Source organism: Cupriavidus sp. GW821-FHT07C08, from assembly GCF_059419025.1.
Genome location: NZ_JBWKQZ010000006.1, coordinates 153,813 through 177,471, shown reverse-complemented (window position 1 = coordinate 177,471; position 23,659 = coordinate 153,813). Strand labels below are relative to the sequence as shown.

Genomic DNA, 23,659 nt, shown 5'->3' with positions numbered 1-23,659 from the left:
CAGGTAGATGTCAGGGCTGGAAGGCCCGCTGTTCGGGAATCGCGTCGGCGGCAGGCATCGGATGCAGGTCGAGGCGGCGGCCGGCTTTCAGCAGCTGGCTTGGGACGTCATGGCCGATCAGGCCCGGCAAGCGCGCGGCGGCATCCAGGATGGCTGCCAGGTCGACGCCGGTGTCATAGCCGTCCAGTTCAAGCATATGGACGAGTTCTTCGGTGCAGACATTGCCGGTCGCGCCCGGCGCATACGGGCAGCCACCGAGGCCGCCCAGCGAAGCGTCGAAGCGGTCGATGCCCTGGTCCAGCGCGGCTAGCGTGTTGGCCAGCGCCAGGCCCCGGGTATTGTGGAAATGCAGGGTCAGCGCCAGGCTGGGGAACTGCCGCCGCGCGGCCTCGCACAGCCTGGCGACCTGGGACGGAAACGCCATGCCGGTGGTGTCGCACAGCGTCACGCCGTGAGCCCCAAGGTCAGCGAAGCGCTGCATCCAGCCCAGCACGTTCTCCAGCGGCACGTCGCCTTCCATCGGGCAACCCATCGCCGTTGACAGCGAGATGTTGATCGCGGTCGGCGTCTCTCTCACCACGCGGATGACGTCGGCAAGCTGGGCAAACGATTGCTCGCGCGACATGCGCAGGTTGGTGCGGTTGTGGCTTTCGCTGACCGACATCACCAGGTTGACCTCGTCCACCTGGCAGGACAGCGCGCGCTCGGCGCCGCGCACATTCGGCACCAGCACCGTGTAGACCACACCCGGGCGCCGCGCGATGCGATGCATCACCGCTTCCGCGTCGCGCAGCGCGGGAATCGCCTTGGGCGAGGTGAAGGAAGTCACCTCGATCCTGGCGTAGCCGCATGCGCTCAGGGCGTCGATCAGGGCGACCTTGTCGTCGGTCTCGACAAAGCGGGCCTCGTTCTGGAAGCCGTCTCGCGTGGCGACTTCATGTATGTATACCTTCCTGGCAGTCATGCCGGTCTCCTTGTCAGATAATCCCTGCCGCGCGCCATGTGTCGCGCTGCGCGGCGCCAATGCCAAGGCCTTCCAGCACCGCGTCGGTATGCTGGCCAAGCGCGGGGGCGGGGTTGGGCAGTTCGCCGGGGGTGGCGCTCAGCTTCGGCACGATGCCGGGCAACTGGACGGGTGTGCCGTCCGGCAATTGCGCGTCCAGGATCATGTCGCGCGCACGGTAGTGCGGATCGCTGGCGATATCGGCGATGTCGTAGATCTTGCCCGCGGGGATGCGGGCGCCATTGAGCGCGTCGAGGGCCGCTTCCAGGCTGCGCTGTGCCGCCCATTCGCCAATGGCGGCGTCGAGCATCGCGACCTGGCTGACCCGGCCGTCGTTGTGGGCCAGGGCAGGGTCGTCGCGCAGGTCGGGGCGCTCGATCATGTCCATCAGCCGCCTGAAGATGCCATCGCCATTGCCGGCGATCAGCACGTACTTGCCGTCGGCGCAGCGGTACGCATTGGTCGGCGCGATGCCGGGAAGACTGCTGCCGGCCGCTTGCCGCACGGCGCCGAACACCGAGTATTCCGGCAGCAGGCTCTCCATCATGCTGAACACCGACTCGTACAAGGCCACGTCCACGACCTGGCCCTGGCCGCCGTTCTGCTCCCGGTGCCGCAACGCCAGCAGGATGCCGATCACGCCGTGCAGGGCGGACAGGGAGTCGCCGATGGAGACCCCCACACGCACCGGAGTGCGGCCCGGCTCGCCGCTCAGGTGGCGCAAGCCGCCCATCGCTTCGCCAATGACGCCGAAGCCCGGCCGGTCGCGATAGGGCCCGGTCTGGCCATAGCCGGACACGCGCAGCATCACCAGCCCGGGGTTGGCCTCCCGCAGGCGGTCCCAGCCCAGGCCCCAGCCTTCCAGCGTGCCCGGGCGGAAGTTCTCGATCAGCACGTCGCTTTGCGCGGCCAGCTTGCGCACGACTTCCTGGCCTTGCGGCGTGCGCAGGTCCAGCGTGACCGACTGCTTGTCGCGGGACTGTGCCTCCCACCAGACCGAGGTGCCTTCATGCAACAGCCGCCACTTGCGCAGCGGATCGCCCGTGCCCGGCGGCTCGACCTTGATCACTTCCGCGCCGAACGCCGCCAGCATGCGCGCGGCAAACGGCCCCGCGATCAGTTGCCCCAGTTCCAGGACGCGTACGCCGGCAAGGGGCTTTGACTTGCTTGTTTCCATCTCGATGGCTCCTGCTGTGTGCTGGAGATAGTGGGTGAAAAGCCGTTGTCTGGTAATCGATGGATTTTCAACCGTCCTTTCCTTGCGGGAAAAGGTGGTCCATATTGCCGTATGGGGGCACCACGACCGGCACAACCCGCCACTTTGTCGGCTATCCCAGGCGGATCAAGGCCTGCATTGCGCTGCCGGGAGCCGGGCGCGCCGTTTGACAAGGCGCGAGCGGCTTACTAGCCTTTCCTGACTTTCAATCCAGTCGGCGCGCGTCGCCAGTGCAATCCGATGATCAATCCTGCCCATTTCGATCTCCAGTCCCTGCGCGTCTTCCAGCTGGTGGCTCAATGCGGCGGCCTGACGCAGGCGGCGAACAAGTCACACATGACGCTGTCGGCCCTGAGCAAACGGATCGCGGACCTTGAGCGCACGGTGGGATGCGCACTGTTCCTGCGCGTTCGGCGCGGGCTTGAACTGACGCCCGCTGGCCATGAGCTGGTCCAGCATGCGCGCATGGTGCTCGACAAGGTCAACCAGATGGCCGGCGAGATGAGCGACTTCGCCACCGGCGTGCGCGGACACGTCAAGGTCTGGGCCAATACGTCAGCCGTGATCCAGTTTCTGCCGCACGACCTGGCAAGCTTCCTGGCCTCGCAGCCGATGATCAGGATCAGCCTGGAGGAGCGACTGAGCCAGGACGTGGTGGTGGCGCTGCTGTCCGGTGAAACCGATATCGGCGTGTTCGCCGACAACGTGCCCGCTTATGACATCAGGAAGTCTGTCTATCGGCGTGACCGCCTGGTCGTCCTGGTGCCTGCCGGGCATCCACTGGCCGGGCGCTCGGAAGTGAGTTTCGACGAAACCCTGGAGTACGACTTTGTCGGCCTCAACCAGGGGAGCTCGCTGCTGCAGCGCCTGACCGACGCGGCATCGGCACTGGACAAGGTGGTGCGGCTGAGGATCCAGGTCAGCAGCTTCGATGCGATCTGCCGGATGATCGAGGCCGGCCTGGGCATCGGCGTCCTGCCAGATGGCGCGGTCCGGCCCGAACTGCTGGGGGCAGGGCTGCATGCCGTCTACCTGTCCGACGCCTGGGCATCACGCATTCTCTGGCTGGGCGTAAGGGATGAAGCGGGTCTCCTGCCGGAGGCAAGGACGCTGCTGGAGCATCTGCGCGCAGCGGGGTCTGCCAGCGCGAGTCGCTGATGGCGTGGAAGTGCCGTGGTCAGATGTCGAAGTAAAGCTGGAATTCCCACGGGTGTGGCCGCAACTTCAAGGTATCGATCTCGCGCGTGCGCTTGTAGTCAATCCAGGTGCTGATCAGGTCTTCAGTGAAAACATCGCCCTTGCGCAGGAACGCGGAGTCGGCTTCCAGCGCGCAAAGCGACTCTTCGAGGGAGCCTGGCACCTGCCGGATGCTGGCCGCTTCCTCCGGTGGCAGATCATAGATGTTCTTGTCGAGCGGGTCGCCGGGGTCAGTCTGGTTTTCAATGCCGTCCAGGCCGGCGAGCAGCATTGCGGAGAAGGCGAGGTAGGCATTGGCCGACGGGTCAGGACAGCGGAATTCCACGCGCCTGGCACTTGGGGAATCCGAAACCATGGGAATCCGGGCCGCGGCGGATCGGTTGCGCTGCGACATGGCCAGATTGACAGGCGCCTCGTATCCGGGCACCAGCCGCTTGTAGGAGTTCGTGCTTGGTGCGCAGAAAGCCATCAGCGCCGGGGCGTGGCTGAGCAAGCCGCCGATGTACCAACGGCACATCTGGGACGTCTGCGCCCAACCGTTCTTGTCATAGAAGAGGTTCTCGGCGTCGCGCCAGAGACTCTGGTGGCAATGCATGCCGCTCGCGTTGTCGGCAAACAGGGGCTTGGGCATGAAGGTGGCGACCTTGCCGTGGCGGCGCGCAACGTTCTTGCAGATGTACTTGTACATCATCACGTTGTCTGCCATGCGCATCAGTGGCGCAAAGCGCATGTCGATTTCATTCTGGCCTGCCGTGGCGACCTCATGGTGATGCACCTCGACCTGGATGCCGGCCTGCATCAGCGCGAGTACGATTTCGGAGCGGATGTCCTGCAGCGTATCGCTTGGCGGCACGGGAAAATACCCTCCCTTGTAGCGCTGCTTGTAGCCGAGATTGCCGCCACCATAGGCGCCTTCGTCACGGCCCGAGGTCCATTCGCCTTCGGCGGATTCGACATGGTAGTAGCCAGAGTGCTGGTCCTGCCCGAAGCGGATAGAGTCGAAAATAAAGAATTCCAGCTCGGGGCCAAGGTAGCAAACCGTGGCAAGACCGGTTTGCCGGAGATACAGCTCTGCCTTGCGTGCGATGTGGCGCGGATCGCGTGAGTACGGCTGGTGCAGGACAGGGTCCAGCACGTCGCAGATCAGCGCCAGCGTTGGTGCTGCGCAAAACGGATCGATGAATGCCGTGGCCGGGTCAGGCCTGACCAGCATGTCGGACTCATGGATTTCCTGGAACCCGCGAATGGAAGACCCATCGAAGCCGATGCCGGCCGAGAACAAATCGTCGTTGACTTCCGGCAGCGTGATCGAGAAGTGCTGCCACACGCCGGGCAAGTCGGTGAACCTGAGGTCAACGACCTGGATTGCGTGCGTCCGGATCAGATCGATGACTTCGCCGGGGTTTTGCGGCGGCGCAACGTGATAGCTGCCGGGTTCTATTGAGACCATGCCCATATCCGCCTCCATCGTCCGCCAGCAGCATCATTCAACATTAGCCTGTCAGATTCCGAATGGAAAGCGCCTCACCAACCCTGCAGTCTTGCCGAACCTGACTCAAGCCGGCTTCCCCAGACTTTCGCTTGGTTCGCCTATTGTTCCCGCGCAGGCGATAGCACGAGTAGCGTAGATGTGCCATGGGCCAGAACGCGGCCGTCCTTCGCAAGCACGCGAGCTTCCGCGGTAATGATTTGACGGCCGTGGCTGACAACGCGGCCTTCGACACGGACCCTGCCTGTATCAGGCTTGATCGGCCGGGAGAAATTTCCCTTTGTTTCGACAGTGGTGTAACCAGTGCCGGCGGGCAGAAGGGAGTTGGCTGCGCAGGCGGCTGCGCTGTCAATGAGCGTCAGAGGCCATCCGCCGTGCACCGAACCCATTGGATTGAGTAGTCTGGACGACGGCTCGCCTTCGAACGCGGCGAATCCGTCGCCGACCTCGACCAACCAGAAGTCGAGGATCTGTGAGATAGGCGGCTGTGGCAGGTGCCCGTCCACAATGGCTTGAAGAATTGCCCGGCCGTTCATGTTTGCGACGTCGGCGGGTGAGGCAAGGCCATAGCGATATTCCATCTCGTCAGATCTCCTCGTTGTTGGTAATATATGCAGATACAAACAATGCATCTACATATAGTATCGACATGGAAAAGCGAAGGCAAGGAGCCAGGACCCTGCGCGCAGACGCCGCAGCGGTTCTCGATGTCGATCTCGGCTGGTGGTCGCGCCTGTTGGCGCGCAGAATTACAGCGGAGCTGGATGAGGCCCTGGCTTCGTCTGGCCTGTCCAGTACGCAATTTGGATTGATGTGCCTGATCGCGTCAGCAACAGACGACACCTTTGGCTCATTGGCACAACGAGCCGGACTGAATCAATCGACAATGTCGAGGAATGTGGATCAGCTTGTCAGCACGGGGTTGGTGGAAGTCGTCATGTCCGAAGCGGATCGCCGCCGCCGCGCGGTATGGTTGACAGAGACCGGCGCCTTCAAATTGCAGCAGGCTCTGGCGCTGTGGCAGCCCGCCCACCGCGCGTTGCGCCAAAAGCTGGGCTCAGAGTTGCACGACATGGTAGGAGAGGTCGCGGCAAGGCTGGCAGAGTAGCGGCACAGCGCCTGACCGACAACGACGCTGTTGTGGCATCCTTCCATTTCCAAAAAGAAAAAGAAGGGTAGGGGTCAACATGTATAAGGGCTTGCTGGTAGTTGCGGCCGTCGCGGCCGCCTTCATCTATTACAAAACGCACGCGCCTCTGGTAAATCCCGTTGCCCAGGCCGAGCCACAGCAGATCGAGGTTTCAGCCGTGGCAGCACCGGCAGCACCGGCGGAACCGGCATTCCGCTGCGAGGGCAAACAGCACTGCAGCCAGATGGCATCTTGCGCGGAAGCGCGCTTCTATCTGAAAAACTGCCCGGCGGTAAAGATGGATGGGGACGGCGACGGTATTCCATGTGAGACGCCGCCCCTCCAGTGTATGTTTTGACGTGCCGTTTGCTGTCCAAGACCGCCAAGGCGCAGATGATTTGCCGCGACAGGGCGGGCTGGACAATGCCGACGGCACGGGCGCCCGCCACCACGCTGCCGGCCTGCGCTACCGCGATGAAGTAGCGAAGATGTCGCAATTCAATGTTCCGCATACCGCTTCCGCCCGTTCATTCCCATGCTATAAAGGCATAGCTACGCTACCTAAATAGCATTGGTTTGCATAGCTTCCTGCGTCTACGATGGCGCAGCTTCCCGCGTTGCAGGGACGGCTCGCTTCCCCATTTCGCTACGAAACATGACGCTCCACATCAACACACCCTTTGTACAGTCCCAGCCTAATTCGCGGCGTCTCGGCAAGCCGGTCTGGTTAAAGATGGAAGCCGCGCAGCCGTCCGGGTCTTTCAAGCTCCGGGGTGTCGGCGCCTTGTGTGAAGCGCAGCACGCCGCGGGCGCACAGCGATTCGTTTCATCTTCAGGCGGAAATGCCGGGATTGCGGCAGCCTATTGCGGACGCGAACTCGGCGTTCCCGTGGTGGTGGTGGTACCCGAGAGTACGCCGCCCCGAGCGCGCGACCTGATCCGCCTGGAAGGCTCGGAGTTGATCGTGCACGGAGGCACATGGGCGGAAGCGCACGAGTTTGCACTGTCCCTGATCGGGCCACGCGATGCCTTCGTGCACCCGTTCGACGATCCGCTCATCTGGCAGGGGCACGCCACGCTGGTGGACGAGATGGCGGTATCCGGGCCGAAGCCAGGCGCAATCGTTCTTGCCGTGGGCGGTGGTGGCCTGCTGTGCGGTGTGCTGGAAGGGCTGCAACGGAATGGCTGGTCCGACGTGCCTGTCATCGCGGTAGAGACCGACGGTGCGGACTGCTACGCCCGCTCGGTTGCCGAAGGCAGGCCGGTCGAACTCTCAAAGATCACCAGCGTGGCGACGTCGCTTGGCGCCAGGCGGCCGTGTGATGGCGCGCTCCGATGGGCGCAGCGTCACGAGATCCACAGCGTCGTTGTGTCAGACGAACAGGCGGTGCAGGCAGCGATAAGGTTTCTTGACGAACACCGCGTCCTGGTCGAGCCGGCATGCGGCGCAGCCCTGGCGGCATTGGATTGCGACAACGCGGTGCTGAAGGCGGCCTCCAACATCGCTGTGGTGGTATGTGGCGGGGCCACGGTGACCGCTCGGCAACTGCATGACTTTGCTGCAATGCCGGACTGAGCGGGTTCAAGGAGACCCGGAACGGCCAACCGATTGGTCGTGGTAGAGTCGACCATCATTTCTTATCGCGTAGCCTTATGTCGCCACCCGTTGAGATTCCGGCAATTGTTCCCGCGCAAACCGCGCTGGTGGTCATGCATTACCAGACCGACATCCTGGCGTTATTTCCCTCGGTCGCGCCCACTTTGCTCTCCAATACGCGCAAGCTGTGTGACGCTGCGCGGGCCAGGGGCGTCAGCGTTTATTTCGCCAAGATCCACTTTGCTCCAGGCTATCCGGAAGTCAGTCCGTTGAACCGGAACGGGCAGGGAATCAAGCAGCTTGGTCTTTTCGTCGATGACCAGATCTCGCCGGAACTCGGCCAGCAGGCCACTGAGCCGCTCATCATCGCGCATCGGGCCAGCGTGTTCTTTGGTACCGACCTGCAGGTGCGGCTTTCCGCGCAGGGTATCGATACCCTGCTCATGGTGGGCATTGCGTCGACCGGTGTGGTGCTGTCGTCGGTCGCCTATGCGAGCGATGCGGACTTCCGTTTAGTCACGGTCAAGGATTGCTGCTACGACCCGGACCAGGTCGTGCACGACCATCTCTTTTCAACGGCGTTCGATTCGCGCACAACGGTGCTTTCGCTCGCTGATGCCTTGCGCTTGCTTGCCTAGCATTTGCTGTCGTTTCGACAATCTGGGGAGCAATTGCACTGCCCGGCATGCCACCGTGCCATCCCTCAGGCAGACGGCATGAGCAAATGATCGGTCAGGTTGCCCTTCAGATCGATCATCGAATAATTCCGGCGGCTGAAGCGCCAGCGTCCCTCGACCTTCTCGAAGGCGTCATGATAGCGACCGGCCGCGATCACCTGCAGCGCGATACGGTCGGATGCCTGAAGGACCGTATAGTACGATCTGACGGTCGCTGTCAGCCGGTCCGGAGCAATCTCAATGATCGGATTGCTGATGACATGCCTGGTTCTGGGCGTTCCATCCGCATGCAATTTCACATAGGCTCGCCAGAGCTTCAGCATGGCCTCGGAACCTCGCAGCACTGCATCTCCAGTTTCGATCTCTGCATGTTCGAACAGTGCGGCGACCCCCGGCAGATCACCGGCGTCCATGCGTTCGGCATAGATGTAGAGGAGATTGGCAAGCTGCACGGCATCGTCGGTCATCGACTCGTCTCCGGTGGTTTGCGAGGATTAAAGCAGTCCGGCGCTACTCCGGCATCGTCCGCTTGGAGTACGAAGCCCTTACCCCATCCCCACCACGCTGGACAGCAACATCTTCACCAGCACCGCCTGCCGCGTCGCCCCGGTCTTGGCAAAGATGCCCCGCAGGTGCGCCCGTGCGGTGTTCTTCTTGACGCCAAGCCGCATCGCCGCTTCGTCCAGCGTCAGCCCGTCGACCATCAGCAAAGCCAGTTCGATCTCAGTCGGGGTCAGGTGGAACAGCTTGCGCAGGTTGGCGTGGGTGTTGCGCGGCGATCCTGCCGGGTCGCGGATGAATACTGCCACCGCGGGTCGGCGCGACTTGTCTTCGGTGCGATAGCTGAGCGGGATCGGCCGCACCAGCACGCTCAGGGGCGTGGGCGCGGCGGGCCGGCTCAGCGTGGTGACTTCGCTGCGCGGTGCGGCCAGCGCGTGGGCCTGGGCAGCGCCTTCCAGGATCTTGCGGAACCTGCGGTTTTCCACCGGGCAGTGCGCGTGCAGCGCGCCATCCGACAAGTAGAGGCCGTCGCGCGCCTGCAGCAGGCGGACGGCGACGTCGTTGGTCCGGATGGTCCTGCCGTGCTCGTCCAGGATCACAGTGCCGACCTGCAGCCGGTCGACGGCGTCCGCGTACAGGGACCGTTCAGAGGCAAGCACGTCGAGCGCGGCATGCAGGTCCACGGCGCGCTTCAGGTGCGGCAGCAGGCCGTGCAGCAGTGCCTTGTCGGCCTCGCCGAAATCCTGTCCCGCGTCGGTGCCGCTGATGAACAGCGCGCATTCCACGCCGTCGGGTGTGACCAGGTTGGCCGCCAGGATATAGCGCAGGCCCAGCGGTTTAAGGTATTGCGTGTAGAAGGGGTGTGCCAGCCAGCCGGCTTCGCCAAACAGTTCGTCGGCGCTGAAGAGCCGGTCCGGGTGCAGGTCCAGGAAGGGGCACAGCGCATAGTACTGCTCGCTGTACGAGGGCTCGCCAGGCAGGTGCGGGCCGTAGTCGGAGGCATTGACGATCAGGCCAGGCCGGTCGGTGGCCGGGTGGCGCAGCACCAGCGTGACGAAGGCGGCGCCCAGGCGCTGGCGCACGCTTTCCAGGAAGCTGGCCCAGGGCACGGCTTCGGTCGGGCCCTGGTAGAGCTGGGCGAGCAGGGCGCTCAGCTCGGCGGCGGGCAGGGGGGCTGGCAGCATGATGGCGGTGCGACGGTTTGCTCCCCTCTCCCGCGTGCGGGAGAGGGGCAGGGGGTGAGGGCCGGCGGTGGCATGCCACCAGCCGGAACTTCGTGGACATTCCCGCCCTCACCCCAGCCCTCTCCCGCAAGCGGGAGAGGGAGCACCCAATCGGTCATGCAAAGGCCATGACTGGCGCCAGACGGGGCAGCAGTCCTGGGCAGGAATCCCTGTCCCATCGTACCGGCCCCGTCCGTCGCCTCATCGTCCGTTCGGCCTAGGGCTTCTCCCGCAGCCACGCCACGATCCGCTCAGCCGCCTGCTCCGCGGTGTCGGCGGTGGTGTCGATGCGGATCTCAGGCCGCTCCGGCGGCTGGTACGGCGAATCGATGCCGGTGAAGTTCTTCAGCTCGCCGCGCCGCGCCTTGCGGTACAGGCCCTTGGGGTCGCGCTGCTCGGCCACCGCCAGCGGCGTGTCGATGAAGACTTCGACGAAATCGCCGTCGCCGGCCAGCGCGCGAGCCATGTCGCGTTCCGAGCGGAACGGCGAGATGAAGGACACCAGCACGATCAGGCCCGCATCGAGCATCAGCCTTGCCACTTCGGCCACGCGCCGGATGTTCTCGACGCGGTCAGCCTCGGCGAAGCCCAGGTCCTTGTTCAGGCCATGGCGAACGTTGTCGCCGTCGAGCAGGTAAGTGTGGTGGCCCAGCGCGTGCAGGCGCTTTTCCACCAGGTTGGCGATGGTGGACTTGCCCGCGCCGGAGAGCCCGGTAAACCAGACGATGCGTGGCGACTGGTGCTTGAGCGCGGCATGGGCGCGGCGGTCCACGTCGATGGCCTGCCAGTGCACGTTCTGCGCGCGGCGCAGCGCAAAGTGCAGCATGCCGGCGCCGACCGTGTTGTTGCTGAGGCGGTCGATGATGATAAAGCCGCCCAGCTCGCGGTTGCGCGCGTAGGGATCGAAGGCCACCGGCTGGTCCAGGTGCAGGTTGCACACGCCGATCTCGTTCAGCTCCAGCGTGCGCGCGGCCAGGTGTTCGAGCGTGTTGACATTGACCTTGTACTTGGGCTGCGCCACGGTCACGCCCACGGTGCGCGTGCCGAGCTTGAGCAGGTAGGGGCGCCCGGGCAGCATGGCGTCCTCGTTCATCCACACCAGCGTGGCCTCGAACTGGTCGGCCACCGCCGGCGGGTCTTCCGGGCAGGCCAGCACGTCGCCGCGGCTGATGTCGATCTCGTCCTCGAGCGTCAGCGTCACCGCCTGGCCGCGCATAGCGTGCTCGCACGCGCCGGCGGCGCCGACGATGCCGGCCACGCGGCTCTCGCGGCCCGAGGGCAGCGCGCGCACGCGGTCGCCGCGGCGGATTTCGCCGGCGCTGACGGTGCCGGCAAAGCCGCGGAAGTCCAGGTTGGGCCGGTTGACCCACTGCACCGGCAGCCGGAACGGTTCGCCTTGCACGGGCGCGTTGTCGATCGGCACGTTCTCCAGGTGGGCCATCAGCGTCGGGCCGTGATACCACGGCGTATTCGCGCTGGGCTCGGTGATGTTGTCGCCGCGCAGGGCCGACATCGGAATGCAGGTGATATCGGTCAGGCCGATCTGCCGGGCAAACTCCCGGTACTCGTTCTCGATGCGCGTATGGACCTCGCGCGAGTAGTCGACCATGTCCAGCTTGTTGACGGCCAGCACCACGCGGCGGATCCCAAGCGTCGCCACCAGGTAGCTGTGGCGGCGCGTCTGGGTCTGCACGCCGCGGCGCGCATCCACCAGCAGGATGGCCAGGTCGGCGGTGGAGGCGCCGGTGACCATGTTGCGCGTGTACTGTTCGTGCCCCGGCGTGTCGGCGACGATGAACTTGCGCTTGTCGGTGGCGAAGAAGCGGTACGCCACGTCGATGGTGATGCCCTGTTCGCGCTCCGCGGCCAGGCCGTCCACCAGCAGCGCGAAGTCGAGGTTGTCGCCCTGCGTGCCCATCTTCTTCGAGTCGGCTTCCAGCTGGGCGAGCTGGTCTTCGAACAGCATCTTGGATTCATACAGCAGCCGGCCGATCAGCGTGCTCTTGCCGTCGTCGACGCTGCCGCAGGTGATGAAGCGCAGCAGGCTCTTGCTTTGCTGGGCGCGCAGGTAGTGGGCGATCTCGCCCGAGGTGCCGGAGGCTTGCGCGGCGTCTTGCGTAAGTGCGGGCGCGGTGTCGATCAGGGTTTCCATCAGAAGTATCCCTCCTGCTTCTTCTTTTCCATCGAACCGGCCGAGTCGCTGTCGATCAGCCGTCCCTGGCGCTCCGAGGTGGTCGCCAGCAGCATTTCCTGGATGATGCCGCCGAGGGTGTCGGCCTCGCTCTCGATCGCGCCGGTGAGCGGGTAGCAGCCCAGCGTGCGGAAGCGCACCTTGCGCATCTGCGGCGTTTCTCCGGGGCGCAGCGGCAGGCGTTCGTCGTCGACCATGATCAGCGTGCCGTCGCGTTCCACCACCGGGCGCTCCTTGGCGTAGTAGAGCGGCACGATGGGGATGTCGTTCAGGTAGATGTATTGCCAGATGTCCAGCTCGGTCCAGTTGGACAGCGGGAACACGCGCAGGCTTTCGCCCTTGCGCTTGCGGGTGTTGTACTGGCGCCAGAGCTCGGGGCGCTGCATCTTCGGGTCCCAGCGGTGCTGGGCGGTGCGTACCGAGAACACACGCTCCTTGGCGCGCGACTTTTCCTCGTCGCGGCGCGCGCCGCCGAAGGCGGCGTCAAAGCCGTAGTGGTCCAGCGCCTGCTTCAAGCCCTGGGTCTTCCACACGTCGGTATGGACGGCGGAGCCGTGCTCGTGCGGGCTGATGTTGCGCGCCAGCCCCTCGGGGTTGACATGCACGCGCAGGTCCAGGCCAAGCCGCGCGGCGGTCTGGTCGCGGAACGCGATCATCTCGCCGAACTTCCACGTGGTATCGACATGCAGCAGCGGAAACGGTGGCCGCGCGGGGTGGAAGGCCTTCATGGCAAGGTGCAGCATCACGGCGCTGTCCTTGCCGATGGAATAGAGCATGACGGGGTTTTCGCATTCCGCCACCACCTCCCGCATGATGTGGATGCTCTCCGCCTCCAGTTGCTCCAGGTGGGTCAACATCGGGATCTCCTCTTGGTTTGCCGGCGCCGTGCAGGGATGTCGCGGCGGTCCGGCATGGACACAAGGTAGCGAGCCGGGGCCCTTCGCCACTTCGTCCGGGCGGACTAAGAAATCGCGGGACGCGGCGCGCATTTCCTAGTCCACCCGGACGAGGCTGGGGCTGCCCCGCGCTGGGTATCGTTGCTTCGCCGACGAACCACGGGAGCAGGCAGATGGCGAACTCCGCCGAAGAACAATTGCTGTGCGGCCAGACCTGGGCCGAGTTTTGCGAGGTGCTCAAGCGCAGCGGGCAGCAGATCCTGCGCCCGGAGGCCCCGTCGGACGCGCTCACGCGCGCCGAGGGCTTCCGCTACCTGAGCCGCTTGCTGCGCATTGCGCTGGAGATGCATGTGGAGTTTGCCGATCCGGCATTTCCCGGCTTCTTCTCGCCGTCGCACGAAACCGCGAAGATCGGGGCGGACAATCCGGACAATCTCTATCGCTACGCACGCCTGGACGGCAGTGCCGAGTACCGGATCCGCGGCCGGCGCGGCACCGTGGCCTACCTGAGTTTCGGCACGCAGAAGGGCGGCTACGAAACCGACGGGCGCATGGTCCAGACCGGCTTTCTCGACAGCAACAAGCTGGCAGTGGCGGCGGATGGCAGTTTCGAAATCGTCCTCAGCGCGCGCCAGCACGAAGGCAACTGGGTGCACATGGAGCCGGGCACCAATGCGTTGGTGGTGCGGCAGACCTTTCTCGACCGCAAGGCTGAGACCCCGGCCGAACTGCACATCGAGCGTCTCAATGGCAGCGACAAGCCGCCCGTGCTCGACGCTGACCGCCTGCACGGCGGCCTGCTGCGCGCCGCGGGCTTTGTCGAGGGCACCGCGCGCATCTTCGCCGACTGGGCCCAGGGCTATGGCGGTCATATCAATGCACTGCCGCCCGCCGACCAGGCCGTATGCCAGGCGGCCGGCGGCGATCCCAACATCTTCTACTACCACTCCTGCTGGGCGCTGGCGGACGACGAAGCGCTGGTGGTCGAGGTGGACCGGGTGCCGGCCTGCGATTTCTGGAACTTCCAGATCAACAACTACTGGATGGAGTCACTCGACTACCGCTACCACGACATCTGCCTGAACAAGCACGGTGCCCGGCTGGATGCCAACGGCGGCGTCACCGTCATCCTCAGCGCGCGCGATCCGGGCCTGCCCAACTGGCTGGAGACCGCGGGCCATCACAACGGCACCATGTGCTGGCGCTGGGTGGGGGCGGCGCAGCCGGTGCATCCGCGCACGCGCGTGGTCAAGCTTGAATCGCTCAGGAATGAATGCAGGGAGAACGCATGAACACCATCGCATCCGAACACACCACGGTGCTTGACGTGGAGCGCCTGCTGGCACAGGCCAGCGAACAGGCCGGCGGGCTGACTGACTTTGGCCCGGGCGACTACCGCGAGGCGCTGGAGGTGCTGTCCGACTCGCTTGCTCGCGAAGCCGGGCTCTCGCCGCAGGGCGCGCAGATGCTGCAAGGCAAGCTGCAGGCGCAACTGGTGAACCGGCTGGTGATCCAGGACTACTGCCGCCGCCATCCCGAGATCCTGGAAGAGCGCGTCAACGATCCGCTGGTGATCGTCGGCCTGCCGCGCACCGGCACCACGCTGCTGCAGCGCATGCTGGCCACGGACGCGCGCTTCTGCTCGGCGGCGTGGTGGGAAACGCGCTACCCGGCGCCGCTGCCCGGCGAGGACGCGCGCGACGCCGGCCGACGCATCGGGCTGGCGCGCGAGGAAGTCGCGCAGATGATCCGCTTTATCCCGGACATCCTCGCCATCCATCCGCTCGACGCCATGGCGGCCGATGAGGAATTCATGCTGATGGAGCATTCCTTCCTGTGCGCGATGGATTCCTACGCCAACGTGCCGTCTTATACCGACTGGCTGGCGCGGCAGGACCGCACCCAGGTCTATGCCTTCCTGAAGACCATGCTGCAGTTCCTGCAGTGGCAGAAGCGGCAGCGCGGCGAGGCGCCGGCGCAGCGGTGGGTGCTGAAGACGCCGCAGCACCTGCATACGCTGGAAATCCTGTTCCGGGTCTTCCCCGGCGCGCAGGTCGTGCTGACCCATCGCGACCCCGCGCAGACCATTCCGTCGATGGCCAGCATGGCGCATACGCTGTGGAAGCTGTACGCCGATGCGCCCGATGCCGCCACGGTGGGGCGGCAGTGGAGCGGGCAGATGCAGCGCGCCACCGCCCATGCCATGACGGTGCGCGACAGTCTGCCTGCCGATCGCTTCCTCGACGTGCGCTTCGAGGATACGGTGAGCGATCCCTTCGGCGTGGCGCAGGCGGTCTACCGCTTTGCCGGCATGCCGCTGACCGAGTCCGCCCGCGCCGGCATATGGGCATGGATGGAGGGCAACCCGCGCAACCAGCGCGCGGCCCACGCTTATACGCTGGAGCAGTTCGGCCTGAACCAGGAACAACTGGAACGCGATTTCGCCGGCTACCGCGCGCGGCACATCCTGAAGCAAAACTAAGACAGCGCACTGCGCATCACAGGAGACAACACCATGCTGTTGAAGGACAAGATCGTCATCGTGTCGGGCATCGGTCCCGGGCTGGGCGTCAAGCTGGCAGTGGAGGCGGCGCGCGAAGGCGCCCGCGCCGTTGCCATCGCCGCGCGCACCGCGGCGAAGCTGGACGACGCCCAGGCCCGCATCGATGCACTGGGGGCCGACTGCGAAGTGCTCAAGGTGGCGACCGACATCACCGACCGGGCCCAGTCCCGGCACCTGGCCGGCGAGACCATGCGCCGCTTCGGCCGCATCGACGCGCTGGTCAACAGCGCCTTCCAGCACGGCAAGTTTCCCGAGCCGGTGGAAGCGGCCGACCTGGATGTCTGGCGCCAGGTGTTCGACACCAACGTGTTCGGCACCATGACGCTGACGCAGGAGGTGGCGGCGCTGATGAAGCCGCAGGGCGGCGGCGCCATTGTCATGATCAACACCCAGGCCACACGCAAGCCGATGCCCGGCGAATCGGGCTACGCGGCGTCCAAGGGCGCGCTGGCAGTGGCGGTCAAGTACCTGGCGCGCGAACTGGGCCCGCATGGCATCCGCGCCAACAGCATCTTCATGGGCTGGATGTGGGGCGAGCCGGTGCAGGGCTATGTGCGCCACGCCGCGGCCGAACAGGGCGTGAGCGAGGATACCGTGATCGCGCCGGTGGCCGCGCAGATTGCGCTGGGCCGCATGCCGACCGACGACGACTGCGCGCGCGCGGCGCTGTTTCTCGTGTCAGACTACGCTAGGGCCATCACCGGCGCTTCGCTCGACGCCAACGGCGGCGATTTCATGCCCTGAGTCCACACCACTGCAAGCCTGCCATGACACGCTACTTTGCCTTCAACGGCGATGCCGACGGCCTGTGCGCCCTGCAGCAGCTGCGCCTGGCAGATGCCGGCGACGCCACGCTGGTCACCGGCGTCAAGCGCGATATCCGGCTGCTCGAGCGCATCGACGCCGGGCCGGGCGACACCGTGACCGCGCTCGACATCTCGCTAGAGCAGAACCGCGATGGCCTGATGCGGCTGCTCGCGGCCGGTGCGCGGGTGGACTACTTCGACCACCACCATGCCGGCGAACTGCCCGGGCATGCCGGCCTGCGCGCGCATATCGACGAAGGGCCGGAGGTCTGCACCAGTATCCTGGTCGACCGCCACCTGGATGGTTTCCACCGGCGCTGGGCGATCACCGCCGCGTTCGGCGACAACCTGGGCGGCGTGGCGCGCGCGCTGGCGGCGCAGGCGGGGTTGGGCGAGTGCGAAACCGCGGTGCTGGAACAGCTGGGCACGTGCCTAAACTACAACGCCTATGGCGAGTGCGTGGCGGACCTGCATTTCGATCCCGCCGAGCTGGCGCGGCACATGCTGCCGTTCGCCGACCCGCTGGCGTTCGCCGCGCAATGCGGGGCCTACGCGGTGCTGTGCGACGGCTATGAGGACGACATGGCCCGCGCGCGCTGCCTGGCGCCCGCGCACGAAGTGCCCGGCGCCGCGCTGCTGGTGCTGCCTGACGCGCCGTGGGCGCGGCGCGCGATCGGCGTGCTAGCCAATGAACTGGTGCGCGGGCGGCCCGGCGACGCCATTGGCCTGCTCTCGCCGAAGTCCGGCGGCGGCTTTGCCGTCAGCGTGCGGGTGCCCGCGCACAGCGCCACCGGGGCGGCCGATTTCTGCCGCGGCTTCGAGACCGGCGGCGGCCGGCGCCTGGCAGGCGGCATCAACCACCTGCCAGACGCCGAAGTGGAGCGCTTCACGCGCAGCTTTGCCGATTGCTTCGGTCTCCGTTCCTGACGAATCAGCACGGCGGCACGAACTCGGTGACCTCCAGGTCGAAGCCGGTGACGGCGCGATACGGCACCGGGTGGCTGAGCAGGCGCAGCTTGTGCGCCCCCACATCGCGCAGGATCTGCGCCCCGACCCCCAGCGCGCGTTGCGCGAAGGCCGGCGCCGGCGTGGCGGCGGCCGGCGCTGCCAGCCGGTCCAGCCGCTGCTGCGGCGATTCACGTTCATCCAGCAGCACCAGCACCCCGCAACCTTCGGCGCCGATGCGGGCGAGCGAACGCTCCAGGTTCCACGCGGGCTGGGCCGGCGTGCCGAAGCCCAGCACGTCGCGCTGCATTTCCACGGTCTGAACGCGTGTCAGCACCGGCTGCCCAGGATCGGGCTGACCCAGCACCAGCGCCAGGTGGAGCGCATCGACCGGCGCGTCATGGTAGGCGTGCACGGTGAAGCATCCGTAGGGCGTAGCCAGTTCCGTCGAATGCGTGCGGCGCAGTGCGCTTTCGGTCAGCAGCCGGTGGTGGATCAGCCCGCTGATCGAAACCGCCGGCAGGCCGTGGCGCCGCGCGAAGGCCAGCAGGGCGGAGCCGCGCAGCAGGTCGCCGTCGTCATCGAGCAGCATCGCATAGGCGCCGGCGGCGACGCGCCCGGCCAGGGCCGGCAGGTCTGAGCAGGCCTCGGCAAAGCCCGCGCGGCGCAGCACGCCGTCGGGCTGGGCCACCACCGGGAAGATGTGGCCGGGCTGGACCAGGTCATGCGGCTGGGGGCGCGCTGCCGCCGCCACGCGCAGCGTGAGCGCGCGGTCGGCGGCGGAAATGCCGGTGCTGACGCCGGTGGCCGCTTCGATCGACACGGTGTAGCGCTCGCGCTGGCGGTGGTTCGCGGCCATCGGCGGTAGCTGCAGCAGCGCGCGGCGCGCCTCGGTGATCGCCATGCAGACCAGGCCGCGCGCCTCGGCGGCCATGAAGTTGACATCGGCCTCGCTGGCGCGTTCCGCGGCAACCAGGACGCAGCCGGTGGCCTCGTCGGTCTCGTCTTCGATCACCAGCACACGCTGGCCCGCGGCCAGCGCCGCCAGCACGTCGGCCATCGGCGGCAGGATGGTGGCGGCGCTCATGCTGCCTCCTTCCGGCTGGTACTGCCGAAGGCCTGGCGCAGCGATGCCGCGGCCGCATCCAGCGCATCGCAGGCAGCATCGATCATCCCCTGCATGCTGATAAAGCCGTGGAACTGGTCCGGCCAGCGGCGCACGGTGGCGCTGCCGCCCGCGCGCTGCAGGGCCTCGCCATAGGCCTCGCCCTGGTCGCGCAGCGGGTCGTATTCCGCGGTGATGATGGTGGCCGGCGGCAGGCCGTGCAGCTCGCGCTGGTGCAGCGGGCTGGCGCGCACATCGGTGGCGTCGGCCGGGTTGGCCAGGTACTGGGCGCGATACCAGTCCAGTTCCGCGGCGCCGAGGAAGTAGCCCTGCGCGCATTCGCGGTAGCTGGCGCTGGCGGCCGCGGCGTCGCTGCAGTCCAGGTAGGGGTAGAGCAGCAGCTGGTGCCGCAGCGCGATGCCGCTGCCGCGCAACTGCTGGCAGGCCACGGCGGCAAGGTTGCCGCCGGCACTGTCGCCGGCCACGGCCAGGCGGGCCGGGTCGGCGCCCAGTTGCGCCGCATGCGCGGCGGCCCAGCGCACTGCCGCGACGGCGTCGTCGGCGGCAGCGGGGAAGCGTGCCTCCGGCGCGAGCCGGTAGTCGACCGACAGCACCAGCGCGCCGCTGCGGCGCGCCAGGCTGCGGCAGATGTTGTCGTGCGAATCGAGGCCGCAGAGGACAAAGCCGCCGCCATGGAAATAGACCACGAGCGGCAGCGCCGTGCTGTCGTCGGGCCGGTACAGGCGGGCCTGCAGCGGGCCGGCGGCACCATCGATGGTCAGGTCTTGCTGCGCGGCGACGGTGTCGCCGGGCGCGAACGCGGGCATGGCCGCCAGCGCGGCGCGGTAGTCGGCGGCGCGCAGGGTGGAAAAGTCGGGGCTGGGCATGGCGGCCATGGCTTCAAGCACGGCGCGGGCCTGGGGATCGAGCGGCATGGGGTCTCCTGGATGGCAGTGGGGAAATCAGTGTCAGAGCGCGAACGCCGGCGCGGTGCCGGCGGCAATGCCTTGCGCGCGCGCCAGCGCCGCATGCACGGCCTGCTCGTGCGGAAGGATCCAGAACCGGCCGGCCGCGACTCCATCCAGGATGTAGCGCGCGACCGCGTCCGGCGTCATGCCGGCGGCAATGCCGCTGCGCAGCGCGCCGTTCATCTGGTCCACCTCCTGCGGTCCGCCGCCGTCCAGGCCGGCCGCGATGCCGGTGGCCACCGGACCGGGGCAGACCACGGACACGCCCAGCGGCAGGCCCGCAGCCTGCAGCTCCAGCGCGAGCCCTTCGCTGAGCGCCACCACCGCTTGCTTGGACAGCGTGTAGGGGGCCAGCCAGGGCCCCACGGCCAGGCCGGCCATCGAGGCCACGTTGACGATATGGCCCGCGCCTTGCGCCGCCATGCGCGGCACGAAGCAGCGCAGCGCGTGCAGCACGCTCCACAGGTTGACGCGCATCACGTGGTCGAACACCTCCGGCGGCAGCTCCCAGCAGCGGCCGGTGGCGAGCACGCCGGCGTTGTTGACCAGCAGGTCGACACGGCCCAGGCGCAGGAAACTCTCCTCGCACAGGTGCTCGATCTGCCGCACGTCGCAGACATCGGTGGGCACGGCGATGACGTTTGCCCCCTGCCTGGCAAGCGCCTCGCGCACCGCTTCAAGCGCGCGGGCGTCGATATCGGCCAGCGCCAGCGCGTAGCCTTGCGCTGCCAGGGCCTGCGCGAGCGCGCGGCCGATGCCGCTGGCCGCTCCGGTGATCACTGCGGCCTGCTGCCGCGGGTTTGCCGCCATGGTCGTGGTTCTCCGTGAAAAGAAGGCGGCGGGGATCGCCGCGCATGGCTGACTTGTAGCGGCAGCGCGGCGGCACGGCATCGTCTGTTTGGGTAGGAGGGCGGCGTCACATGGTGTCTAGGGGTTTGCCCTCGACAGGCCGGGATGGGTCTGTCCTTAGTCTGTTTGGAGTATGTGTTCGGCCCGCCGGCGCGTGAGGATTGGCCTGTCCCGCAGGACTAGTCCGGCCAGCGTTTGTAGCCGGTCTTGCCTAGGGCAAACCATGAAGGCGGGGGCAAGCCGCGACCCCTATGCCGTCCCTATAATCAGGGCACAAAAAAGGGCCACAGAGCCCGTAGCAGGCCAGCGCCGACCCGGCAAGTCCGAAGCGCTGAGCACGCCACAATGGAGACAGAGGAATGCTGATGGAGGTTAGCCAGAACCAGGCGACCGCACACCTGTTCGCACAGGCAACGGTGTCGCTGTCGGAGTTCAGCACATTGCTGGGCAATATCTACCAGGGCCCGATGGAGCAGGTGCCCTGGGGCAAGGCACTGGAACAGATCCGCCGCCAGCTCAATGCCAACTATGTCACGCTGATCCTGCGCTCGCCGGCCACGGACCGTCCCGGGCTGATGGTCAACGCGTCCGAGCATGGCTCGACCCTGCCGGGCGAGACCTCCTACAACAACTACTACTACGCGCTCGACCCCTTCATCGGGCTGCCGTCGGACCGGGTGGTGACCATCGATGAACATCTCGGGCCCGGCGCCTGGTGCCAGAGCGAGCTCTACCAGCAGTTCCTCAAGGACATCGGCATCCGCTATATCCTGGGCGCGGACCTGCGTACCGATGACGGCGTCGAATGCCGCTTCCGCGTGTGCCGCGAGCATGACGGCCGCGACTTCTCCGCCGCCGACAAGGCGCTGTGCACCGCGCTGCTGCCGCACCTGAAGCGCGCGGTGGACCTGCACTCGCGCATCGACGTGGTCGAATCCGAGCGCACCGTCTATGCCAGCGCCATCGACCGCATGCTGGTCGGGATGGTGATCCTGGACGAGTCCGGCACCATCATCAAGACCAATGCCGCCGCCGATGAAATCCTTGGCGCCAAGGATGGGATCCGCGTTGCCAAAGGCGGGCTGGACGTGGAATACGGCCAGGAGAACCGCAAGTTCCAGCGCCTGCTGCGCCAGGCCATGATGGGCCACCTCGGCACCACGCCGGCGTTGATGGAAGCGATGTCGATCACGCGCCCGTCCGGCAGCGCCAGGCTGGGCGTGCTGATCCGCACCATCCCGCTCAGCGAGTGGTCCGAGGACAACCGCAAGCGCCCCGCCTGCGTGGTGTTCATCCGCGACCCGGAGCGGCGCTCGCAGGCCTCGCACGAGGTGGTGCGCCAGCTCTTTGACTTCACCCCGGCGGAGACGCAGCTGGCGCTGCAGCTGGCCAACGGGCTCACGCTCGATGAGGCCGCGGACGAGCTCGGCATCAGCAAGAACACGGCGCGCGCGCACCTGCGCGCGATCTTCTCCAAGACCGGCGTGACCCGGCAGGCCACGCTGGTGCGCATGCTGCTGAGCAGCGTGATTTCGCTGGGCTAAGCCACGTAACGCACGTCAAGGCTTTGCGCTGAGCACCAGCGCAAAGCCTTCCGGCGTTTCCAGCACCGCGCGCGTCTCATGCGGCCCCCGCGCCGCGGGCAGCGTCACGCTGGCACCGGCGCCCACCAGCCGCGCCATCGCCGCGGCGATATCGTCACCCTCATCCACCTTGAAGGCCAGCGCGGGCTGGTCCACCAGGCGTTCCTCGCCGGCCACCAGCGCCAGCGTCAGCGCGCCCGCGTCGAGCGCGCAATAGCGGTTTCCGTCGCGGAACTTCACGGGTAGTCCGAGTCCTTCCGTGAAGAACGGCAGCGCGGTGTCGATGTCCGCGACGGGGTAAAGCAGCAGCCTGGCTTGCATGATGTCCTGATCCTCCTGGTGAAAGCGGGCGTGATGCCCGTGGCCAATGATAGGGATGCTCCATGTCCTGCTCATAATCCAATCAGACGATGTTGCAACGCCTTGCGCCGACCACACTGCGATCACACAGGCCGCTTCGGGCCGGTGGCGCGGCAACCGGCGGCGCCCCGGCGGCGGTCCTGAACCATCAATGCCAGAGAAGGGGACTGCAATGCGTTTTTCACTGATCTATGAAGCCCAGACCGTCGATGCCTCGCGTGCCGGCGACCACAAGGTGTTCGATGAAATCATGGAACAGGTGGTGCTGGCCGAGGACATGGGCTTTGACGTGGTCTGGGCGGTCGAGCACACCGCACTGACCAACTATGCGCACATGAGCGCGCCGGAAACCTTCCTGGCCTTCGTCGCCGGGCGCACGCAGCGCATCGGCATCGGCCACGGCGTGGTGTGCCTGCCGCCGGCGATGAACCATCCGGTCAAGGTGGCCGAGCGCATCGCCACGCTGGACATCCTGTCCGGCGGCCGCGTGCACTTCGGCGTGGGCAAGGGCGGCACCCAGCAGGAGGCCGGCACCTTCGGCTACGATCTGAACAGCCTGCACCCGATGATCGACGAATCGATGTACCTGATCCCGAAGATCATGACGCAGGACGAGATCGAGCACGACGGCGAGTTCATCAAGATCCCGCGCCGCCCGATCCACCCCAAGCCGCGCCAGGACCCGCACCCGCTGATGTACCTGGCCTGCACCAATGCCGACACCCTGCAGCGCGCCGGTGCGCGCGGCATGGGCGCGCTGGTGCTCGGCTTTGGCGGCCCCGAGGATGTCGCCAAAAAGAACGAGATCTACCGTGCCGCGTGGGAGACCCGCAAGCCGGAGGACCAGGTGGGCTTCCGCCCGCACCAGCACCTGGCCGCGCTGTGCCCGACCATCGTGCTGGAAGACGGCCTGGCCGCGCGCAAGATCGGCATCAAGGGCCAGCGCTATTTCATGGAGTCGCTGTCGTACTGGTATGCCGGCGGCGAGCGGCCCGACCCGTCCACCTGGGACGACGAGCATGTCACCGCCACGGACGCGCAGGGCAAGGCCGTCATCAACACGAAGTTCGCCTCCGAGAAGGTCTCGGTGGATTTCAGCGACCCGTCGATGATGATGCTCAACCCCAACCATGCCTACGGCACCGTCGAGGACTGCATCGGCTACGTGCAGCGCCTGATCGATTCCGGCGCCGACGAGATCCTGTTCATCTGCCAGATGGGCACGGTGCCGCAGTGGGCGCAGCTGGAAACCATCCGCAATATCGGCGAGCACGTGATCCCGCACTTCCGCAAGCAGGGACGGAAGCTGCGCGCGCTGGCTTGAGCGTCTGCTTCCCCGCGTGTTTGCTCCCCTCTCCCGC

At 66.5% G+C, this 23,659-nt stretch carries 23 protein-coding genes and 1 pseudogene; 11 read left to right on the top strand and 13 right to left on the bottom strand.

The window, feature by feature from the left end:
* Nucleotides 1–10 precede the first annotated feature (10 nt).
* Together AC07UK_RS10505 and AC07UK_RS10500 are read right to left on the bottom strand one after the other, a co-directional pair.
* Nucleotides 11–964: a hydroxymethylglutaryl-CoA lyase gene (locus tag AC07UK_RS10505; protein WP_436224000.1), complete on the bottom strand. Its 954-nt coding sequence runs from the start codon at nucleotides 962–964 to the stop codon at nucleotides 11–13.
* 13 nt (nucleotides 965–977) lie between these two features.
* Nucleotides 978–2,180 carry a CaiB/BaiF CoA transferase family protein gene (locus AC07UK_RS10500; protein WP_436223999.1) on the bottom strand — a complete coding sequence of 401 codons (1,203 nt, stop codon included), beginning with the start codon at nucleotides 2,178–2,180 and terminating at the stop codon, nucleotides 978–980.
* A 279-nt stretch (nucleotides 2,181–2,459) separates the two neighbouring features.
* Between AC07UK_RS10500 and AC07UK_RS10495 the strand changes: the two genes are divergently transcribed.
* The gene (locus AC07UK_RS10495) at nucleotides 2,460–3,377 is read left to right on the top strand and encodes a LysR family transcriptional regulator (protein WP_035827060.1); all 918 of its coding nucleotides are present in this window, start codon (nucleotides 2,460–2,462) and stop codon (nucleotides 3,375–3,377) included.
* Between the two features lie 19 nt (nucleotides 3,378–3,396).
* Here AC07UK_RS10495 and glnA read toward each other — a convergent pair whose 3' ends face one another.
* Together glnA and AC07UK_RS10485 are read right to left on the bottom strand one after the other, a co-directional pair.
* On the bottom strand, nucleotides 3,397–4,872 hold the full coding sequence (gene glnA, locus AC07UK_RS10490; RefSeq protein ID WP_436223998.1) for a type I glutamate--ammonia ligase: 1,476 nt from the start codon (nucleotides 4,870–4,872) through the stop codon (nucleotides 3,397–3,399).
* A gap of 134 nt (nucleotides 4,873–5,006) precedes the next feature.
* A complete protein-coding gene (locus AC07UK_RS10485; protein WP_436223997.1) occupies nucleotides 5,007–5,486 on the bottom strand; it encodes a PaaI family thioesterase in 480 nt (159 codons plus the stop codon).
* A 68-nt stretch (nucleotides 5,487–5,554) separates the two neighbouring features.
* Between AC07UK_RS10485 and AC07UK_RS10480 the strand changes: the two genes are divergently transcribed.
* The gene (locus tag AC07UK_RS10480; protein ID WP_436223996.1) at nucleotides 5,555–6,013 is read left to right on the top strand and encodes a MarR family winged helix-turn-helix transcriptional regulator; all 459 of its coding nucleotides are present in this window, start codon (nucleotides 5,555–5,557) and stop codon (nucleotides 6,011–6,013) included.
* A 79-nt stretch (nucleotides 6,014–6,092) separates the two neighbouring features.
* Nucleotides 6,093–6,392, top strand: a complete 300-nt coding sequence (locus AC07UK_RS10475; protein ID WP_436223995.1) for an excalibur calcium-binding domain-containing protein — start codon at nucleotides 6,093–6,095, stop codon at nucleotides 6,390–6,392.
* A 37-nt stretch (nucleotides 6,393–6,429) separates the two neighbouring features.
* Here the strand turns inward: AC07UK_RS10475 and AC07UK_RS10470 are convergent.
* Nucleotides 6,430–6,546: pseudogene (locus tag AC07UK_RS10470) on the bottom strand (helix-turn-helix domain-containing protein); the annotation flags it as partial.
* Nucleotides 6,547–6,689: 143 nt separating this feature from the next.
* On the opposite strand from AC07UK_RS10470, the gene AC07UK_RS10465 reads away from it, so the two are divergent.
* Together AC07UK_RS10465 and AC07UK_RS10460 are read left to right on the top strand one after the other, a co-directional pair.
* On the top strand, nucleotides 6,690–7,610 hold the full coding sequence (locus AC07UK_RS10465) for a pyridoxal-phosphate dependent enzyme (RefSeq protein WP_436223994.1): 921 nt from the start codon (nucleotides 6,690–6,692) through the stop codon (nucleotides 7,608–7,610).
* Nucleotides 7,611–7,687: 77 nt separating this feature from the next.
* Nucleotides 7,688–8,269, top strand: coding sequence for a cysteine hydrolase family protein (locus tag AC07UK_RS10460; protein ID WP_494685657.1), 582 nt, complete (start codon nucleotides 7,688–7,690; stop codon nucleotides 8,267–8,269).
* 65 nt (nucleotides 8,270–8,334) lie between these two features.
* Here the strand turns inward: AC07UK_RS10460 and AC07UK_RS10455 are convergent, their stop codons facing one another.
* The 4 genes from AC07UK_RS10455 to cysD form a co-directional block, all read right to left on the bottom strand.
* Nucleotides 8,335–8,775 (bottom strand): nuclear transport factor 2 family protein, encoded by a 441-nt coding sequence (locus tag AC07UK_RS10455; protein WP_436223992.1) that lies wholly within the window; start codon nucleotides 8,773–8,775, stop codon nucleotides 8,335–8,337.
* A 78-nt stretch (nucleotides 8,776–8,853) separates the two neighbouring features.
* Nucleotides 8,854–9,993: a helix-turn-helix transcriptional regulator gene (locus AC07UK_RS10450; protein WP_436223991.1), complete on the bottom strand. Its 1,140-nt coding sequence runs from the start codon at nucleotides 9,991–9,993 to the stop codon at nucleotides 8,854–8,856.
* 256 nt (nucleotides 9,994–10,249) lie between these two features.
* A complete protein-coding gene (gene cysN / locus AC07UK_RS10445; protein ID WP_494685656.1) occupies nucleotides 10,250–12,184 on the bottom strand; it encodes a sulfate adenylyltransferase subunit CysN in 1,935 nt (644 codons plus the stop codon).
* Nucleotides 12,184–13,080 carry a sulfate adenylyltransferase subunit CysD gene (gene cysD / locus AC07UK_RS10440; RefSeq protein WP_035826692.1) on the bottom strand — a complete coding sequence of 299 codons (897 nt, stop codon included), beginning with the start codon at nucleotides 13,078–13,080 and terminating at the stop codon, nucleotides 12,184–12,186. The genes cysN and cysD overlap by 1 nt, the downstream gene beginning before the upstream one ends.
* Nucleotides 13,081–13,292: 212 nt before the next feature.
* Here cysD and AC07UK_RS10435 point away from each other — a divergent pair, with 212 nt between their 5' ends.
* The 4 genes from AC07UK_RS10435 to AC07UK_RS10420 are packed head-to-tail and all read left to right on the top strand — an operon-like array spanning nucleotide 13,293 to nucleotide 17,415.
* A complete protein-coding gene (locus AC07UK_RS10435; protein ID WP_436223989.1) occupies nucleotides 13,293–14,411 on the top strand; it encodes a DUF1214 domain-containing protein in 1,119 nt (372 codons plus the stop codon).
* Nucleotides 14,408–15,601: a sulfotransferase family protein gene (locus tag AC07UK_RS10430; RefSeq protein WP_494685655.1), complete on the top strand. Its 1,194-nt coding sequence runs from the start codon at nucleotides 14,408–14,410 to the stop codon at nucleotides 15,599–15,601. The genes AC07UK_RS10435 and AC07UK_RS10430 overlap by 4 nt, the downstream gene beginning before the upstream one ends.
* 33 nt (nucleotides 15,602–15,634) lie before the next feature.
* Entirely contained in the window at nucleotides 15,635–16,426 is a 792-nt protein-coding gene (locus AC07UK_RS10425; protein ID WP_436223987.1) for an SDR family oxidoreductase, read from the top strand.
* A gap of 23 nt (nucleotides 16,427–16,449) precedes the next feature.
* Nucleotides 16,450–17,415, top strand: coding sequence for an acetyltransferase (locus AC07UK_RS10420; protein ID WP_436223986.1), 966 nt, complete (start codon nucleotides 16,450–16,452; stop codon nucleotides 17,413–17,415).
* Between the two features lie 4 nt (nucleotides 17,416–17,419).
* On the opposite strand, the gene AC07UK_RS10415 is transcribed toward AC07UK_RS10420, so the two are convergent.
* Genes AC07UK_RS10415 through AC07UK_RS10405 form a run of 3 tightly spaced genes read right to left on the bottom strand, consistent with a single transcriptional unit; the run spans nucleotide 17,420 to nucleotide 20,316 of the window.
* Entirely contained in the window at nucleotides 17,420–18,520 is a 1,101-nt protein-coding gene (locus AC07UK_RS10415) for a 3,4-dihydroxy-2-butanone-4-phosphate synthase (protein WP_436223985.1), read from the bottom strand.
* On the bottom strand, nucleotides 18,517–19,473 hold the full coding sequence (gene lipP1 / locus AC07UK_RS10410; protein ID WP_436223984.1) for a LipP1 family hormone-sensitive lipase: 957 nt from the start codon (nucleotides 19,471–19,473) through the stop codon (nucleotides 18,517–18,519). The genes AC07UK_RS10415 and lipP1 overlap by 4 nt, the downstream gene beginning before the upstream one ends.
* A 33-nt stretch (nucleotides 19,474–19,506) precedes the next feature.
* The gene (locus AC07UK_RS10405) at nucleotides 19,507–20,316 is read right to left on the bottom strand and encodes an SDR family NAD(P)-dependent oxidoreductase (RefSeq protein WP_436223983.1); all 810 of its coding nucleotides are present in this window, start codon (nucleotides 20,314–20,316) and stop codon (nucleotides 19,507–19,509) included.
* 398 nt (nucleotides 20,317–20,714) lie between these two features.
* Here AC07UK_RS10405 and AC07UK_RS10400 point away from each other — a divergent pair, with 398 nt between their 5' ends.
* A complete protein-coding gene (locus AC07UK_RS10400) occupies nucleotides 20,715–21,899 on the top strand; it encodes a helix-turn-helix transcriptional regulator (RefSeq protein ID WP_436223982.1) in 1,185 nt (394 codons plus the stop codon).
* A gap of 15 nt (nucleotides 21,900–21,914) precedes the next feature.
* Here AC07UK_RS10400 and AC07UK_RS10395 read toward each other — a convergent pair whose 3' ends face one another.
* On the bottom strand, nucleotides 21,915–22,259 hold the full coding sequence (locus tag AC07UK_RS10395; RefSeq protein WP_436223981.1) for a VOC family protein: 345 nt from the start codon (nucleotides 22,257–22,259) through the stop codon (nucleotides 21,915–21,917).
* A 211-nt stretch (nucleotides 22,260–22,470) separates the two neighbouring features.
* Here AC07UK_RS10395 and AC07UK_RS10390 point away from each other — a divergent pair, with 211 nt between their 5' ends.
* Nucleotides 22,471–23,622 carry an LLM class flavin-dependent oxidoreductase gene (locus tag AC07UK_RS10390; protein WP_035826676.1) on the top strand — a complete coding sequence of 384 codons (1,152 nt, stop codon included), beginning with the start codon at nucleotides 22,471–22,473 and terminating at the stop codon, nucleotides 23,620–23,622.
* The last annotated feature ends 37 nt before the right edge of the window (nucleotides 23,623–23,659 follow it).